The organism is Colwellia sp. Bg11-12, assembly GCF_014076955.1.
Lineage (GTDB): Bacteria > Pseudomonadota > Gammaproteobacteria > Enterobacterales > Alteromonadaceae > Colwellia_A.
This window is the reverse complement of sequence record NZ_JACGUZ010000080.1, coordinates 68,487-83,570: the sequence shown is the minus strand read 5'-3', so window position 1 is coordinate 83,570 and position 15,084 is coordinate 68,487. Positions and strand designations below refer to the sequence as shown.

The following is a 15,084-nucleotide window of genomic DNA, read 5'->3' as shown; positions in this document are numbered from 1 at the left end:
CTGGCTCTAGGCTTTTTCTTGTTGGTTATGTGGAAATACTCTTTATAGATACCAAGGGCGCTATTGATTATTAAATAATGTTGATTATTATCAAATGATTGAGGATACTACTGCCTTAACTATTATTAGGTGTAGCTTATGGAAATTGACTTGGACGTCGTCGTTAAGAAAAACGAATATCAAATTGATATGCAGTATGGTTTGGATACACTAAAAGGGACGTCAGACGTTACATGTATTATAGCAGAATCAATACTCAACCTTAGGGTTCCTGAAAAGAGAACGAGGCGTAGTGATGTACGCTCTAATCTGAAGGGTTCTTTTGAAGGGTCTTATGGTCAAAGATTCAGCATTAAGGTAAATGACGAAGTAAGGGTCGGAAGACTTCAAAAAATAGGTAAAGAAGCATTTATGGAGGTACTCTCCTACTTTATTAGAGAGGCATTGTATTTGGAAAATGAAATAGAGCTCTCTAAAAAAGCTGAGGCTGTGGTACTTGAAATGGAACCAATTGCAGATGAATTGATTAAAAGGGTCGCCAATCCACTTAAAGAAATACATAAAATTCCCTCAAATTATGGGAATGAGGTGGTGTTGAATTATAAGGCTACTCCAGACTCTGTTGATAAAACTCCTATTGCTAATTTCAATGGGGGCACTGCTACTAACCTTTCGGCTGTAGTTGGGGGTGAGGTGTCTGTAATGGAGATTATGGTGAGTAGATTTAACTCATTAACAGGTAACGGTCGCTTTCTTACTGTAGATGCAATTCAGACTTTTTCGTTCGGTTTTGGGGCTCAACTAGAGTCTGTGCGTAAGCAGTTAAAGCTAGCAATGTCTAGAAATCTTCATAGTAATAATGCTGCACTAGAGGAGGATAGGGGATTCATGAAGGTAAATGTAAAAAAAATGACTCTACCCAATGGTCGGATAGTGAAGTACATTGTGACTGGGTTAGCTGACTGATGAGCGGTAAGGGTATGTTAGGCTTTGCTGTGCTGGTGTTGATTCTTGCTGCTTTGTCTTACGGTGCTTATTTTGGATTGTTTCTTGACCTTCCTTTATCTGATGACCCTAACTCATGGGGGCAGCTTGGTAGTTTTATGGGAGGGGTTTTGGGGCCGTTTTTTAGTCTAATCTCTATAGCGCTTCTTATAAAGTCACTAACTCTTCAGAATAAAGCTAATGTCAATATGTTTAATGAGTTAGAGCGAAACAAGAAAGGTGATGTGGTTAGGCGCTTTGATTCCAAATTTTTTAACTTAATCGACTCTCAAAAAGTTTCTTTTGCTAATTTTTCATTGGACTTTACATTTGACGAAGGGGGGATTGAAACATTTAAGTCCTCTAAGGCTATATCGTCTTTAGAGGATGTGTTGAGTTCTCTTGATGGGCTAGATAATGCAAAGAACTACAAAGGCGAGTTAATCAAAAGGCTTGATGATGACGATGATATTTTCTCTTTGGTAAGAGTTTTTTACGTTATAGTGAAATTGATTTGTGATGCATTTCCTGATGACGATGAGGAGCACTCTAAGTTACGAAAGGAGTATATTGTCACATTGGTTAATTTTACAGATTACTCAATGGTAAGGTTGATGCTTATTACAATGAGGTATGGGAATTACGCTAGTAGTAGATATTTGAATGGCAATAAAGACTTCAAAGAAGTGATGAAGGATTTAAAGCTTCAGGATTACTACGACTCCATTTAGTTTTCGTGGCTCAAATGTCAATTTACCGGTAATTTTGAAATTATAGCATAATAGTCATATATGCTGAGGTCTTTAGTAGGTCTCTTGGTTTGGTTGTATTTTCCGTGGTATTTTTAAAATCCCCCTTCCTCAAGTAATTCTTAAAAAATACAAATAGAATCCACCTACACTTCTTGTCCGATTGTAATGCATTGATTCGCACACTGTCCGAAACTACTGTTGACAATGTTTCGTACATCAAGTATTGTACTGTTCACAACTACATAGTTTCGTACAGGTGCTTTATGATATTTGGATATGCAAGAGTTAGTACTCAAGACCAAGATTTAGAATCACAAATTGACTCTTTACATGAATATGGTTGCGAGAAGGTTTTCTCAGGTAAGCAGTCTGGGAAATCAGATGAAAACTTCGAAAAACTATCAGAGCTTGTAGATTATATAAGAAGTGGCGACAAAGTGGTTGTTACTAAGTTTGACAGGCTAGGTAGAAGCCTTAATCAAGTTTTACAGGTACTTCAACGTATTACTGATAAAGGTGCAACATTGGTCACTTTAGACGGTCAGGTTGATACCAGTGATGACTCACCCATGAATAAAGCAATGGTGCATCTATTGGGATTATTTGCTGAACTTGAGCATTCAATTATTGTTGATAGATTACAGTCTGGTAGAGAAAGGACAGGAAAGAAGGGTGGGAGAAAGAAGTCCACTACACCTCAGCAGCAGGATGAAATTATGAACAAACTTGCTGTTGGTGAAAGTGTCAGCGCACTTGCTCGAGAGTATGGTGTTAGTAGACAGTCCATAATGAGGTTAAGAGATTCCTTTCCTAAATTGAAAGGTACAACAAAAAACCTATAAGATAATTGATGAAGTTTGACAAGGCTTGTTTTTAGGATGTCATTCTTTTGTATATTGTCGTTGTTCATTTGATTGTTATCAGGTGAATATGTAATTTTCGTAAGTGTTTAAGCTCGTCTTTAACGATTCCTAAAGCTACCTCTCAGGAGTGTTCAGAATCGGTTAATTACGGGCTTTTTTGTGTCTGTAAATAAGTGTGTTTATCGCCATAAATTAAAATATTAACAATAGAATGTTGTAGTATTTTTTATTGTAAGTAAAGCGGCTAAAGGGCTGGAGCGTACGTCCTGAAAAGGATGTGTTAAATGGTTCTGTAGTAATTGAATTGATTAACTAAAGAGAGAGGGCTATTAAGCTATCTAATTAAAAAATGTAAGGAGTATATATGTTTAAATTACCAAAAGAGGTTAAAAGTTATATAGAAAAGAGTTTTTATAAAGTCACCAATAAGCAAGGATATCTTGTTTATCTTCGTGTTGAAGATGATACGACCATAAACTATGGTGTAATTCAGTCTTTGGTTAGAAGGAGGATTGATGTGATTGATAATAAAGAAGAAGTTGATACTGAAATACTGTCAACAGTACCTATGGTTAGAAGAGTTATTTATAAGCCTGTTATCAGTGCTGGTCACTTAATTGATAGAAGTGTTACAACATTAGATTATAACCTGAATACCTATAAACCATCAATTTTCCAATTAGAAAAGTCATCAGAGCTAGTTATCCCAGATATGTTTGATTTGTACTTTAAGAGATTGTTTCCAGATGATGATATTAGGATGGGGGTTTTGTGTTGGTTGGCAGGATTGGTTCACAAACCTCAAGACGTGTTTGGTTTTGCTCCTGTATTGGTTGGAGATAGTGGTACAGGGAAGTCATTTTTAATAGACTCTATAGTTAAACCTTTAATTGGTGATTCAAATTATCAACGTATATCAATGCATCAATTAAAGGGTAAGTTTGCGATAGGTGCATCTAAGAAGAGTTTAATTTTTTGTGATGAACTTCAAACAGGAGCGCAAAATAATCTGCTTAACTTGATTGGTAATAAAACGGTCGTAGTCGAAGAAAAAGGTAAGGATGCAACATCTGAAAAAATTACGGCATCATTTGTCTTTTGCTCTAATCTTCGAATACCTTTTGAACAAACTGAAAATCTTTATAGGAGGTTAAAACTACTTCCATATATAGAACATAAAAAAAGTATGTCAGAGACTAAAGATTTTATTGGAAAGCTTGCTAAGTTTATTGATTGTGATGATGGTTTAAGTAAGCTTAATAGATATTTACTAAAGCTAATAAGCGACAATAAAAGTCAAAGTCTCATAGCTAAATTACTCACTGTAAAGCGTGAACCAAACATGAAAGAAAAAACGTTGAAGGCCATATTGGATGCTGGTGATATAGTTTTCACTGAGAATATTAAAGCTGAGTTAGGATTATCTAAAGATAGTAATTCTAGTGTGATTACAGGTGTCTTTAGGGCTAACGGTTACATTTCATTGGGTTCAAGAAAGAACATATTAACAGGTAGGAAGAGCAGGTGTTGGGCGAACCATTAAGTACTTTTACAATAGTTACTAATTATATAATAAGCGGGGTTTAGCGTCCCAGCTGTATCCGTTTGCCTACAAGCCTTTAAAAACGAGCGTTGGGAAGGGGGCGTCTAATATTTTAGGTGTGTTTTGATGTCCCTTAGAGTCCCGCTTGTTAGCTTCATCTTGAACAGAAAAACTTTATGTGTGGCAAAAGGGGGTTATTAGAAAGTTTAGTGACGACGATATTTAAATTGTTTTAGCTACAACAATTGCTACAATATGATTTCTTAATTAATTTCTGTAAGTCTTGGTCATTAAGGAAGGAAGCAACCGCAGCAGACGACTCATGTGCCGAGGTGTGGCTGCTAGGGTTGCCACCCAATTCCCCTTTTATTCAACAGCTACGCATCCTTTTAGAATTTTGTTACATGGACTGCTAACATGAAAGCTACAAATATTCCCTACTTACATTGTCGAAATGGTATCTATTACTATCGTAATCAATCTGTTTGGAAGTCATTAAGAACTCGTTGTAAAAAATAAGCCTTTAGAAAGTTGAGCTTTACATTATTTGGCGCTACGCCAGCAATAATTGTCACATCATTAACACCTCAAAACATATCCACTACAGCTTTATTCGGCCGTTGCCCTCTTGAAGCAATAACCCCGAGTTCCGGTTAATAAAACAGTTTTAGGCTAGTGATTTCGTCACAGGTCTTTTTTTACTCTACAAAGATTATTAAACAACAAAAAAGCCACTTAAAATATAAGTGGCTTAGTTTATTTAACCAACACTCAGATTGGTTAGCGTTTAAAGCTTTTTAAAAAGCTTATAAAACTTGGATTATTTGTTCTTTCGTCAAACGAGACTTAGGTAGCTTAGCGTTATAATCTTCAGAATCATCGTGATAGCCAAGAACTAATGCTACCTCACATATATAACCGCCTAATTCTTTTTCAAAAACTTCACCAATAAGCTCAGCATCTACGCCTTCCATTGGGGTCGAATCAATACCTAAACGCGCTGCTGCATGCATTGTGTTACCTAAAGCAATGTAGGTTTGCGCTTTAGTCCATGTCGCATTGTTGCCTTGCTCATCTGTATTCATATCAACAAAAGCAAAAGCGCCAAATGCTTGCTCACGATTTTCTGCTTGGGTACGACCATTTTTAATATCGGCATCAATTACTCGTGCGTAATCATCGCGAGTATATTCAGGATTGTAAGCAAATAAAATAACGTGCGAAGCTGTTTTAATATGTGGCTGATTAAACTGAAATTTATTAGCAAAGGTATTATGCATACGTTCTTTAGCTTCATCAGACTCAATAACAATAAACTTCCAAGGTTGTGAGTTAATTGATGAAGGAGAAAGGCGCATAGCTTCAAAAACTACGTCTAGGTCATCTTGAGCAATACGCCTGGTTGTATAGCGCTTAGTAGTGTAACGTTTTTCTAAATCACTAATAATTGGGTGGGTCATGGGGTTCTCCGTTAGGTGGCCTATTTTGCCGATGTTTACTATGTTGAGCTGTTTTATTAAAAACAAAGCCCGTATAACTAATTAATTATTTATGCTTACTCTTCTAATTTTTTAATATTTCGATTTACCAGTATCTATTATCAAATAGTTAAAGTAAGCCTTTTAGGCCGTATCGTTAAATTAAAGCGTTGTTTTAATTTCGTTACCTGTTTATATTACCTGATGTTTTTTAATATATTGCAAGGACGTAATGTCAGTATCTACCCCCCAAGAATCAGTTAAGACCCGAAAATTTGATATGTTTCAATTACAGCCAGGGAAGCCTGTTGATATAGAAATTAATCATCCGGTAAAACTTCGTATTAAAGTCCCTTTAATTGGCTACGAAATGGGGAAATATATTATCCTTAAATATCCGGTTACTCATCGCGTTAGTTCATATCAAGATGTTTTAGTGGAAGGTAATGTTGTTATTGTTCGCTATATCTTAGAGGGAGAGCACGGCGAGTGTTTTGCTTTTCGTTCTACCATTAAACATATCACCCAATATCCAGAAAGCTTCTTAATTCTAAATTACCCTAAAAAAATAGAAAGCCGTCAACTTCGCTTACAACAACGAATTACTACCCATTTACCTGCATCTATTATGTTGGATATGGAAGGGGTAGAGAAAAAAGAAGTGCGTTTAAATGGCATCATTGCCGATATATCAGTAAAAGGGTGTGGTTTTATATTTAAAGCGGATAACTTTAAGGTTTCGGTCAATAAATGCGACATATTTGTATGCATTCAGCACCCAAGTGCAGGAGAGATTAGAATACCTGCAAGGGCCTGTAATAGCAGGAATGAAGCAGGTAAGGTCAGTGTGGGTATAAGCTTTTTTGATGATGATAAACAAGTGAGCAATTTACTTGAACAATTGTTTATCAATGAAAGTTTCTTATAGGTATTAAGCCTGGTGTGTTTTCATAAACTCTAAGGCTTTGCTGATCGCCACTTTGACGTTATTTTCCATTTCAAAACGTTCAGAGGCAGGCAAATAGAAAGACATATCAACTTCATGCCTAATATAACGAGTAGGTAATTGATTTAACACCACACAAGTTAAATCAGCAATAAAATCATCTTCATATTTTTCTTCTAATTTCAGTGCAGCAAAATGTTGTACGACTAATTTTTCATAATAATTATGAATGTCATCAGATATTCTCATTCCAACCCTCTTTTACAATTAACAAGCAGTTAAATTTATTTTTTATTGTCATTTAAGATTAATGCCAGATGAGGTAAAAAGCGAGTTATTTTAGTCATATCAACGAGGTTTTTCTGAAACTTCTATTTGACGCTCTATTTTTGAAATGGCTTGGCGACAACGACCTAATCTTTGATGAAGAGCAAGCACTTCATCTGATAATTTTTTAGCTTTGCTTGGTGTTGCGCTTTTGCGCAAGAGTTCTCTTTCTTCAAGCATAACAAGTAATCGTCGCTCAAACTCGTGGTGCTCTGATAATTGCTGGTAAAGCGCTTGACTGGATTTAAAGAGCTCTTTTGCTGCTTTCTTATACCGGCGGGCATTAATAGCTGTAAGTCTATATTGTGCTTCTTGGTGAATACCTTTGTTTGATCTTATGGCATTAATAATAGCTGAAATTTGTTGTTCAATACCTTGTAATCTATTTTGAGAAAGTTCTTTTTTTCCACTGTGAAGCAATCTTGATAATTCGATGGTCTTACCACGCACCTCATCTACATATGCTTGTATTTTATCACTATTAGTAACAAATAAGGCTTCTGAAAATATGTCTTTATCTTTCAATAAATAATGAGATTTGGTTTGCTGATTTTCAGCATCTATAATTTTAGCTTGCTCTGCTAGGCTATCTAAAACAGCAGTAATTCTGTCGAGCGATAATTGCATTTTGACAACCTATGTATATTGTTATTGAGAGAACCATGCATGATAAGTTAAATTTACTGACATAGAAATAACGACGACGATAAAAACGGGGCGAATAAAGCGATTACCAAATTTTATTGCCCAATGTGAGCCTACACCAGCGCCTAACATAATGAATATTCCCATCGAAATACCAATAACAAAGTTAACATATCCGAAGTAAGCAAAGGTTAATAAACTACAGATGTTGCTAACAAAATTGGTTGAACGCGCTAAACCACAGCTAAGCAAAATGTTTATTTTGTATAGGGCACTTGAAGATGCTGTCCAAAATGCGCCAGTGCCAGGACCTGCTAACCCATCGTAAAATCCTAGGATGAAGCCTTGAGTGCTTTGTATCTTTTTTATACGGACAGATAAGGGGGGGAGGCCTTTGATTTCGGTCACAACTGTTTTCGAAAGCAAAGTATAAATAGCCGTAATTACAATAAGTATCGGTATAGATTTCTCAAGAAAATCATTTGATAAGTATCCAACAGCCAAAGTCCCTAAAACAGCACCTATTGCGGTATATATAATAGAAAGTCGCCAAAAATGGGGATCAAATAGCTTCTTACGATAAAATGTTACTGAGGCTGTCAGTGAGCCAAAAGAGGCCGCCAGTTTATTTGTTCCTAACGCAATATGAGGAGGCAAACCCGCAGAGAGCAAAGTTGGGACAGTTAGCATACCTCCACCTCCCGCTATCGCATCGATGAGTCCGGCAATGAAACCAATGGCGCATAGTGTGAACCAAATTTCAAAATTAAAAGTTGAATCAATTAACATAATTAAATATAGGTAAATTAGTGCTATAGCTGAATAGTAGCACGGTTGTTAACAGTAAATATGTCATTTTATTCACATTTTTTGTCTAAATATTTTGAATATTTTAATAAATAAATTTGACTTAGTACGAATGAATTAGTAAAACTAATAGGAGCAATTATATATACAGAGAATTGTGTTTGTTTGTTAACCGATTTAATCAAAAAGTTGCCTTGATCTTTTAGGGTTTTTTAACCGGATGTTTATTTCGTGTAACAAAACTGGCTTATTCACGTGATTTGCCGGTAATTAGCAGCCTTTTTTATGTACCTAGTTGACAGCAACGCTGTCGTCTGGGAATATTGCATGGTTTTATTCTAGAGAAATAAAAACTTAAAATGGCAGATTATTAGATTTGCGTTAACATCTCCATGTTATCCACATTCAATAGCAATTGGTTGGGAACTATGTCCAAATTTAGCAAGAAAAGCCTTATCGCTTCAACGATAATTGGCACATTAGCATTAACAGCAAGCAACTTTGCTTCTGCAGATGCATTAAAAGAACTACAAAAAGCAGAAGCTACTACATTTCAAGCTTCTAAAAGATCACAACTAAAAATCAATAGTATTTATGAACAAACTATTGAACTTTTAGGTGAGTATCGTTTAACGGTTGATGAAGCTGAAACTTTATCTCAGTACAATGATCACATTCAGTTGATGGTTAATGACCAACTCGCGAATATTAATTCATTAGAAGTTCAAATCGCTGGTATTGAAAAAACTAAGCAAGGTATTGTTCCTCTTATGTATAAGATGATTGATACGTTAGATAAATTTGTTGAATTAGATATTCCTGTGAACATTGAATCTCGTAAAGAGCGTGTTGCAAATTTACGTGATTTATTAAGTTCATCAGATGTATCAGTTTCAGAACAGTTCCGCATGGTACTTGAAGCTTATGAAATTGAAGCAAACTACGGTACTGTTTTTGCAGCTTACCAAGGTGAACTTGATTTAGGCGACCGTGTAATCACTGCTGATTTCGTTCATATGGGACGTGTTTCTTTAGTTGCACAATCACTAGACATGAAAAACGTTTGGGTTTGGAATAATGAAACTCGCGGTTGGGAAGCATTAGGTGACGAATATTTAAAACCTATTAAAGATGCTATCGCCATGGCGCGTAATCAATTACCTAAGAACTTAACTAAATTACCAGTATTTGCAGCAGGAGCTAAATAATGAAAAAATTTATTAACTTTATAATGCTTGCTGCCTCAATGACGGTAGCAACATCAGCCCTAGCTAATGATTTAGATGATTTATTAAAGCAAGTTAAAAACGATAGAATCTCTGAAGGCAAGCTTGATAAAAAGCGTGAAGCAGAGTTCACATCGGCTCGTGCTGACAAACAAGCACTTTTGAATAAAGCTAAAAAAGAATTAGCTAATCAAAATACTCGTAACAATCGCTTAACTAATGAGTATGCAGCAAATGAGATCACTCTCGCGCAGAAGTCTGTAGAACTTGCTAATGCTACAGGTACTTTAGGCGAAATGTTCGGTGTTACTCGTGCTGCCGCTGCTGATGCCTATGGTCAAGTAGTTACTTCAATTGTAAGTGCTGAATTTCCTGGTCGTGGCAAAGTTCTTGATGTTATCGCTAACTCAAAAGAAATTCCTGAACTTGAGCAACTTGAAGAATTGTGGATTGCATTGCAAACCGAAATGACTCAATCAGGTAAAGTGTCTCAGTTTAGCTCAGATGTAACGAGCTTAGATGGTTCAAAATCTACGGAAACTATTACACGTATCGGTACTTTTAACTTAGTTTCTGCGAACGGTTTCTTAAACTACAATGATGAAGTTGGTCAAGTTCAACCTTTGGCTAAACAACCATCTGGATACATTACTGACACTGCTTCTGATTTCTTTGCTGAAACTTCAGGTCATCATCCTTTATATATAGATCCTTCACGTGGCGGTATATTAGCCCTTGAAACTCGTAAAAGAGTACTTATGGAATTCTATCATCAAGGTGGCACTGTTGGTTACGCAATTACAGTATTGTTAGTTATTGGTTTCTTAATCGCTTTAGAACGTATGATTTTCTTAAGTACGGTTAGTTCACGTATCAAGACTCAAGAAAAAGACCTTGAAAATCCAACTGACAATAACCCATTAGGTCGTTTAATTAAGGTTTATCACGAAAACAGAAATGTTGACGCTGAAACACTTGAACTTAAACTTGATGAAGCTATTTTACGCGAAACACCAAAAATTGATCGTGGTATTAACTTGATTAAGATGTTCGCTGCTATTGCTCCTTTAATGGGTCTATTAGGTACGGTTATTGGTATGATCATGACCTTCCAAACGATTACATTATTTGGTACAGGCGACCCGAAAATTATGGCGGGTGACATCTCTCTTGCACTTGTAACAACTGCATTAGGTCTAATTTGTGCATTACCTCTTATCTTAATCCACAGCGTTGTTGCGGGTAAAAGTAAGTCTGTATTGCAAAAGCTTGATGAGCAAACTGCAGGACTAATCGCCTCGATTGCTGAGAAGGAGTCTAAATAATGTTATTCCTGATAGAGCTTTGGGAATCTGTCAGGAGTTTTATTGCGACAGGTGGTAACGTTTTATATGTTGTTGCCTTCGCTCTCTTACTGATGTGGGTAATGATGATTGAACGCTACTGGTTCTTATCAAAAATTTATCCTGCAATGAAAGACGATATCGTCAATCGTTGGGATGCACGCCAAGATACTACATCTTGGTATGCCCATCGGATTAGAGATACTTGGATCTCCGAAGCGACAGAATTACTAGAGCAGCGTATGCTCACAATTAGAACCTTAGTGGCAATGTGTCCACTGATTGGCTTACTTGGTACGGTCACCGGTATGATTGGTGTCTTTGAGACTATGGCTCAACAAGGTACAGGTAATCCGCGTCTGATGGCTGCTGGTATATCAATGGCTACTATCCCGACAATGGCGGGAATGGTTGCTGCATTATCAGGAGTGTTTTTCAGTTCAAGGTTAGACGCTAAAGTTAAACTAGCAAAGGCTAAACTGGTTGACAGTTTACCTCATCACTAGAGAGATATTCGAATGGCACGTAAACGTATTCGTGAAGACGAAGAAGCAGTAATTGATATGACACCGATGCTTGACATCGTATTTATCATGCTGATCTTCTTCATTGTAACCACTTCATTTGTAAAAGAAGCTGGTATTGAAGTAAACAAACCTAAAGCGGCTAACCAAAGCAAGCAAAAATCAGCTAACATCTTTATTGCTGTTAGAGAAAATGGTGAGATTTGGTTAGATAAACGTCGCGTTGATGTCGAACGTGTTGCAGCAAACATTGAAAAATTGTTAGCAGAGCAACCAACTGATGTTGTTATCATTCAAGCAGACAAAAATGCAAAACATGGCATTGTTGTTAAAGTGATGGATGCGATTAAAGATGCAGGTATAGATAGAATCTCTATTGCTGCAGCTAAGGGGTAGTTTATGGTTCGCTTTTTAGTTTCATTACTACTAGGCGCAGCGGTAACTTTTGCACTATTTTCTTTTATGGCCTTTCTTGTTTCAAGTGGTGACATGACGAAACAAGAGTCATTGAATAATATTGTTGTAGAAGTTAATACTACGCCGCCTAAGTCAGCAGCTGAGCGTCGACAGCGTGTACCGCCGCCGCCGCCTCCGCCGCCAAAAACACCACCTAAGCCTCAGGCTCCAGAGCCTGAAGTGAATAACAATTCAGGTGGCTTAACCTTTAACATGCCGAGCGTGCAGTTATCAGGCGCAAATACGGGTATGTCTCCTCCGGGAGCTGGTTTTGGACGTGATGGTGATGCATCGCCGATTGTACGTATTGACCCTAAATATCCACAGCAAGCTGCTCGTGACGGTAAAGAAGGCTGGGTTAAGCTTTCATTTACCATTAACGAACTCGGTGGTGTTGAAGATGTTGAGGTTATGGATGCAGATCCTAGACGTATATTTGACAAAGCGGCTAAACGTGCTTTGAAAAAATGGCGTTACAAACCGAAAGTTGTTGATGGTAAAGCTATGCGTCGTCCTGGTTTAACTGTACAACTAGACTTCAGTATGAATAAGGGGTAATCAGAATGAATAAGATTTTTATATCTATATTGATCATAGGTTCAGTAACGATTGCTCATTTACCTTTGTCTTCTACAGCTTATGCTGTAGGAGCAGACCAAGCAGAAAAACCAAAGCGTAAAACTCAGCTTGTAGGTGCATCTGTTGGTAAAAAGGTAGCGAAAGCATTTGAAGCTTACGGTGTTGAAGCTGATGATGGTTCTAACGTTGATAATGCTTTAGTTCTGCTATTAGACATCAATGCAAAAAAAGATTACGACGTTGCTTTCTTGAATCGCTTTATTGGTATGATGTATGCCCAAAAAAGTGATGAAAAAAATGCAATCGATTATCTTAATAAAGCTGTTGCACCTGATATTCTTAACGAAACAGAGCAAGCTGATGCATTAAAAGTCATTGGTGATTTGCAAATGCAAGTCCAAGGTTACAAAGAAGCACTAATAGCATACGATGCTTGGATGGACTTCACTGGAAAATCTGATGCCAATGTTTGGATGAAAATAGCTCAGGCTAATTTAGAACTCAAACAGTACGCTAAAGTTGTTCCAGCTGCTGATAATGCTATCGCTGAGTTAGGTGATAAAGTTAATCAGAATCCTTATGTTCTTAAGCTAAATGCGTTCTATGAACGTAAAATGTATAAGGAATGTGTTGGGGTTTTAGAAACTGCAGTACAAGTACTTCCTGACATTAAATTGTTTTGGACTCAGTTAGCTTCATTTTATGCGATGACTGAGAATTATCCAAAAAGTTTATCAACATTGGAATTAGCTTATAAGAAAGGTTTTCTTGATAAAGAAAGCGAGATAGTTATGCTTGCGAATTTATATGCTCAAAGTGAAATCCCTCATAAAGCAGCGGTTTTACTGGAAAAATATATAGATTCAGGTGTTGTTAAACGTGATGATAAGAATGTTTTCACTTTAGCAAATACATGGCATGCGTCTCAGCATATTAGCAAAGCTGCCGGTTATTATGGCGAATTAGCTAAAATGACTAATCTATCTAAGCATTATAGCAAGCAAGGTATGTTGCTAAATCAAGATGAACAGTTCGCTAAAGCGATCGTTGCTTTAAAGAAAGCTATTGAAATAGGTGTATCAAACGAAGGTCGACTGAATCAAAGTATTGCAGAATCTTACTTTTATCTTGGAGACTATAAACAAGCCTATGTTTATGTTCAAAAAGCATTAAAAGACCCTAAGGCTCGTAGAACAGCTAAAGGTTGGGTTAGTTACATAAAAGATACAGCGGCACGTAAGAACGTTTCTATTTAGTTTCTTGTGTTTTCGTTTTAAAAACCAGCCTCGGGGCTGGTTTTTTTATATCTAGAATTTTATTTGCTGGCTTATATAAAGAGAGAAGGAGATGAATTAACCCGTTCTTTTTTGATCTAGATCAAGTTTATCTAGAAATAAATTACGTTCTCGGCTAGAATGCGCGCTCATAATTTTGTAGTTACAGGAATAATAATGTCAGATAACGAAGACTTTAAAGACAGCACATCGAAACGTCATTTATTGGTAGCTATTATTGCCTTATTCTCTGCACCTCTTTTACCCATGGTTATGGGTTGGTTCACGCTTCTTTCAAATTAGTAACTGTTCATTTAACTAAAAATTAAGAAGAATTAAAACTATGCATATATTGCTTGTTGACGATAAAAAGAAGGTCTTAGATTTTATTAGGCCATTGCTGGAACAACAAGGGAATACCATTGATACAGCTTCAAACGGTTTAGATGCGTTTGAAAAGGCGCAACAACAACCGTTTGACTTGTTTATTATTGACCATCTTATGCCTGTTATGAATGGTATCCAACTAAGCCGAAACCTTCTTAAAAATCCAAATACAGCTAATATTCCTATTATTTTTATGACGACGCAAAATACAACTGATGTCATCGCGCTAACCCGCTTCTTTTCTTTTGAAGCTATTATAGCGAAGCCAATTGACGAAAACCGTTTGCTCAGTGCTGTAAATATAATAAATAAAAACAATACAAGTCGTTATTCACTGTAAATCATCCTGCTTTTGCTTTATTCTTTAGCCTTCATAAATTTATACTTTTGATATGCTAACGATGACCGAAATACAACTTTTACTTTTACAAAATTCAATTCATGCTGTTCCTGACTATCCTAAACCAGGTATTTTATTTCGTGATATTACTGGCCTGCTCGATAACCCTGCTGCTTACCAGTTAACGATAGATTTATTTGCTGCTAAATATAAAGATCACGGTTTTACTAAAATTATTGGTACCGAAGCGCGTGGTTTCTTTTTTGGTGCTCCTTTGGCCCTAGCGCTAGGGATAAGCTTTATTCCTGTTCGTAAACCTGGCAAGCTTCCAAGAGCCAGGAATAGCCAAAGCTATCAATTAGAATATGGTACTGATACGTTAGAAATTCATCAAGATGCATTAACCAGCAATGATAAAGTTTTAATAGTAGATGATCTTCTTGCAACGGGTGGAACAATTGAAGCAACGATGAGCCTTGTAAAAGGGCTAGGGGCTGAAGTTAAATACGCTGCTTTCGTGATTTCATTACCTGATTTGGGCGGAGAAAAACGTTTAACAGATCTTGGGTTATCTATTCACTCTTTATTGCAATATAACGGCGATTAGGCA

General features: G+C 36.6%; 18 protein-coding genes. 14 read left to right on the top strand and 4 right to left on the bottom strand.

Translation table 11 applies throughout. From position 1 onward, the window contains the following. Positions 1–138 precede the first annotated feature (138 nt). From H4J39_RS16810 to H4J39_RS16795, 4 genes are all read left to right on the top strand, one after another. Complete coding sequence (locus H4J39_RS16810; RefSeq protein WP_182229499.1) at positions 139–966, top strand: hypothetical protein; 828 nt, start codon at positions 139–141, stop codon at positions 964–966. Continuing rightward, a complete protein-coding gene (locus H4J39_RS16805; protein WP_182229498.1) occupies positions 966–1,715 on the top strand; it encodes a hypothetical protein in 750 nt (249 codons plus the stop codon). The genes H4J39_RS16810 and H4J39_RS16805 overlap by 1 nt, the downstream gene beginning before the upstream one ends. 284 nt (positions 1,716–1,999) lie before the next feature. Further along, entirely contained in the window at positions 2,000–2,578 is a 579-nt protein-coding gene (locus H4J39_RS16800; protein WP_182229497.1) for a recombinase family protein, read from the top strand. A 385-nt stretch (positions 2,579–2,963) separates the two neighbouring features. After that, positions 2,964–4,142, top strand: a complete 1,179-nt coding sequence (locus H4J39_RS16795; protein ID WP_182229496.1) for a primase-helicase family protein — start codon at positions 2,964–2,966, stop codon at positions 4,140–4,142. An 806-nt stretch (positions 4,143–4,948) separates the two neighbouring features. On the opposite strand, the gene H4J39_RS16790 is transcribed toward H4J39_RS16795, so the two are convergent. Then, complete coding sequence (locus tag H4J39_RS16790) at positions 4,949–5,602, bottom strand: nitroreductase family protein (protein WP_182229495.1); 654 nt, start codon at positions 5,600–5,602, stop codon at positions 4,949–4,951. Positions 5,603–5,852: 250 nt separating this feature from the next. On the opposite strand from H4J39_RS16790, the gene H4J39_RS16785 reads away from it, so the two are divergent. Then, positions 5,853–6,548, top strand: a complete 696-nt coding sequence (locus tag H4J39_RS16785) for a flagellar brake protein (protein WP_259368871.1) — start codon at positions 5,853–5,855, stop codon at positions 6,546–6,548. 3 nt (positions 6,549–6,551) lie between these two features. Here H4J39_RS16785 and H4J39_RS16780 read toward each other — a convergent pair whose 3' ends face one another. From H4J39_RS16780 to H4J39_RS16770, 3 genes are all read right to left on the bottom strand, one after another. Then, entirely contained in the window at positions 6,552–6,815 is a 264-nt protein-coding gene (locus H4J39_RS16780) for a late competence development ComFB family protein (protein WP_182229494.1), read from the bottom strand. A gap of 99 nt (positions 6,816–6,914) precedes the next feature. Next, a complete protein-coding gene (gene priC, locus H4J39_RS16775) occupies positions 6,915–7,520 on the bottom strand; it encodes a primosomal replication protein PriC (RefSeq protein WP_182229493.1) in 606 nt (201 codons plus the stop codon). A 21-nt stretch (positions 7,521–7,541) separates the two neighbouring features. Further along, the gene (locus H4J39_RS16770; RefSeq protein ID WP_182229492.1) at positions 7,542–8,327 is read right to left on the bottom strand and encodes a TSUP family transporter; all 786 of its coding nucleotides are present in this window, start codon (positions 8,325–8,327) and stop codon (positions 7,542–7,544) included. A 446-nt stretch (positions 8,328–8,773) separates the two neighbouring features. Between H4J39_RS16770 and H4J39_RS16765 the strand changes: the two genes are divergently transcribed. From H4J39_RS16765 to apt, 9 genes are all read left to right on the top strand, one after another. Continuing rightward, entirely contained in the window at positions 8,774–9,553 is a 780-nt protein-coding gene (locus H4J39_RS16765; protein WP_182229491.1) for a DUF3450 domain-containing protein, read from the top strand. Beyond that, on the top strand, positions 9,553–10,896 hold the full coding sequence (locus H4J39_RS16760; protein WP_182229490.1) for a MotA/TolQ/ExbB proton channel family protein: 1,344 nt from the start codon (positions 9,553–9,555) through the stop codon (positions 10,894–10,896). Before H4J39_RS16765 ends, H4J39_RS16760 begins: the two co-directional genes overlap by 1 nt. Continuing rightward, a complete protein-coding gene (locus H4J39_RS16755; protein ID WP_182180200.1) occupies positions 10,896–11,420 on the top strand; it encodes a MotA/TolQ/ExbB proton channel family protein in 525 nt (174 codons plus the stop codon). Before H4J39_RS16760 ends, H4J39_RS16755 begins: the two co-directional genes overlap by 1 nt. A gap of 12 nt (positions 11,421–11,432) precedes the next feature. Then, positions 11,433–11,834 carry a biopolymer transporter ExbD gene (locus H4J39_RS16750; RefSeq protein ID WP_182180202.1) on the top strand — a complete coding sequence of 134 codons (402 nt, stop codon included), beginning with the start codon at positions 11,433–11,435 and terminating at the stop codon, positions 11,832–11,834. A 3-nt stretch (positions 11,835–11,837) separates the two neighbouring features. Then, positions 11,838–12,452: an energy transducer TonB gene (locus tag H4J39_RS16745; protein ID WP_182180204.1), complete on the top strand. Its 615-nt coding sequence runs from the start codon at positions 11,838–11,840 to the stop codon at positions 12,450–12,452. Between the two features lie 5 nt (positions 12,453–12,457). Beyond that, positions 12,458–13,729 carry a lipopolysaccharide assembly protein LapB gene (locus H4J39_RS16740; RefSeq protein ID WP_182229489.1) on the top strand — a complete coding sequence of 424 codons (1,272 nt, stop codon included), beginning with the start codon at positions 12,458–12,460 and terminating at the stop codon, positions 13,727–13,729. A gap of 195 nt (positions 13,730–13,924) precedes the next feature. Beyond that, positions 13,925–14,050: a hypothetical protein gene (locus H4J39_RS19230; RefSeq protein WP_259368870.1), complete on the top strand. Its 126-nt coding sequence runs from the start codon at positions 13,925–13,927 to the stop codon at positions 14,048–14,050. A gap of 40 nt (positions 14,051–14,090) precedes the next feature. Then, the gene (locus H4J39_RS16735; protein WP_182229488.1) at positions 14,091–14,474 is read left to right on the top strand and encodes a response regulator; all 384 of its coding nucleotides are present in this window, start codon (positions 14,091–14,093) and stop codon (positions 14,472–14,474) included. 52 nt (positions 14,475–14,526) lie between these two features. Continuing rightward, entirely contained in the window at positions 14,527–15,081 is a 555-nt protein-coding gene (gene apt, locus H4J39_RS16730) for an adenine phosphoribosyltransferase (protein WP_220462241.1), read from the top strand. The last annotated feature ends 3 nt before the right edge of the window (positions 15,082–15,084 follow it).

What these genes read in the sequence shown, in the direction of transcription:
- H4J39_RS16810 (WP_182229499.1), top strand. Translation starts at nt 139, where the DNA reads ATGGAAATTGACTTGGACGTCGTCGTTAAGAAAAACGAATATCAAATT.
- H4J39_RS16760 (WP_182229490.1), top strand. Translation starts at nt 9,553, where the DNA reads ATGAAAAAATTTATTAACTTTATAATGCTTGCTGCCTCAATGACGGTA.
- H4J39_RS16805 (WP_182229498.1), top strand. Translation starts at nt 966, where the DNA reads ATGAGCGGTAAGGGTATGTTAGGCTTTGCTGTGCTGGTGTTGATTCTT.
- H4J39_RS16735 (WP_182229488.1), top strand. Translation starts at nt 14,091, where the DNA reads ATGCATATATTGCTTGTTGACGATAAAAAGAAGGTCTTAGATTTTATT.
- H4J39_RS16755 (WP_182180200.1), top strand. Translation starts at nt 10,896, where the DNA reads ATGTTATTCCTGATAGAGCTTTGGGAATCTGTCAGGAGTTTTATTGCG.
- apt (WP_220462241.1), top strand. Translation starts at nt 14,527, where the DNA reads ATGCTAACGATGACCGAAATACAACTTTTACTTTTACAAAATTCAATT.
- H4J39_RS16750 (WP_182180202.1), top strand. Translation starts at nt 11,433, where the DNA reads ATGGCACGTAAACGTATTCGTGAAGACGAAGAAGCAGTAATTGATATG.
- H4J39_RS19230 (WP_259368870.1), top strand. Translation starts at nt 13,925, where the DNA reads ATGTCAGATAACGAAGACTTTAAAGACAGCACATCGAAACGTCATTTA.
- H4J39_RS16790 (WP_182229495.1), bottom strand. Translation starts at nt 5,602, where the DNA reads ATGACCCACCCAATTATTAGTGATTTAGAAAAACGTTACACTACTAAG.
- H4J39_RS16780 (WP_182229494.1), bottom strand. Translation starts at nt 6,815, where the DNA reads ATGAGAATATCTGATGACATTCATAATTATTATGAAAAATTAGTCGTA.
- H4J39_RS16740 (WP_182229489.1), top strand. Translation starts at nt 12,458, where the DNA reads ATGAATAAGATTTTTATATCTATATTGATCATAGGTTCAGTAACGATT.
- priC (WP_182229493.1), bottom strand. Translation starts at nt 7,520, where the DNA reads ATGCAATTATCGCTCGACAGAATTACTGCTGTTTTAGATAGCCTAGCA.
- H4J39_RS16765 (WP_182229491.1), top strand. Translation starts at nt 8,774, where the DNA reads ATGTCCAAATTTAGCAAGAAAAGCCTTATCGCTTCAACGATAATTGGC.
- H4J39_RS16800 (WP_182229497.1), top strand. Translation starts at nt 2,000, where the DNA reads ATGATATTTGGATATGCAAGAGTTAGTACTCAAGACCAAGATTTAGAA.
- H4J39_RS16795 (WP_182229496.1), top strand. Translation starts at nt 2,964, where the DNA reads ATGTTTAAATTACCAAAAGAGGTTAAAAGTTATATAGAAAAGAGTTTT.
- H4J39_RS16785 (WP_259368871.1), top strand. Translation starts at nt 5,853, where the DNA reads ATGTCAGTATCTACCCCCCAAGAATCAGTTAAGACCCGAAAATTTGAT.
- H4J39_RS16745 (WP_182180204.1), top strand. Translation starts at nt 11,838, where the DNA reads ATGGTTCGCTTTTTAGTTTCATTACTACTAGGCGCAGCGGTAACTTTT.
- H4J39_RS16770 (WP_182229492.1), bottom strand. Translation starts at nt 8,327, where the DNA reads ATGTTAATTGATTCAACTTTTAATTTTGAAATTTGGTTCACACTATGC.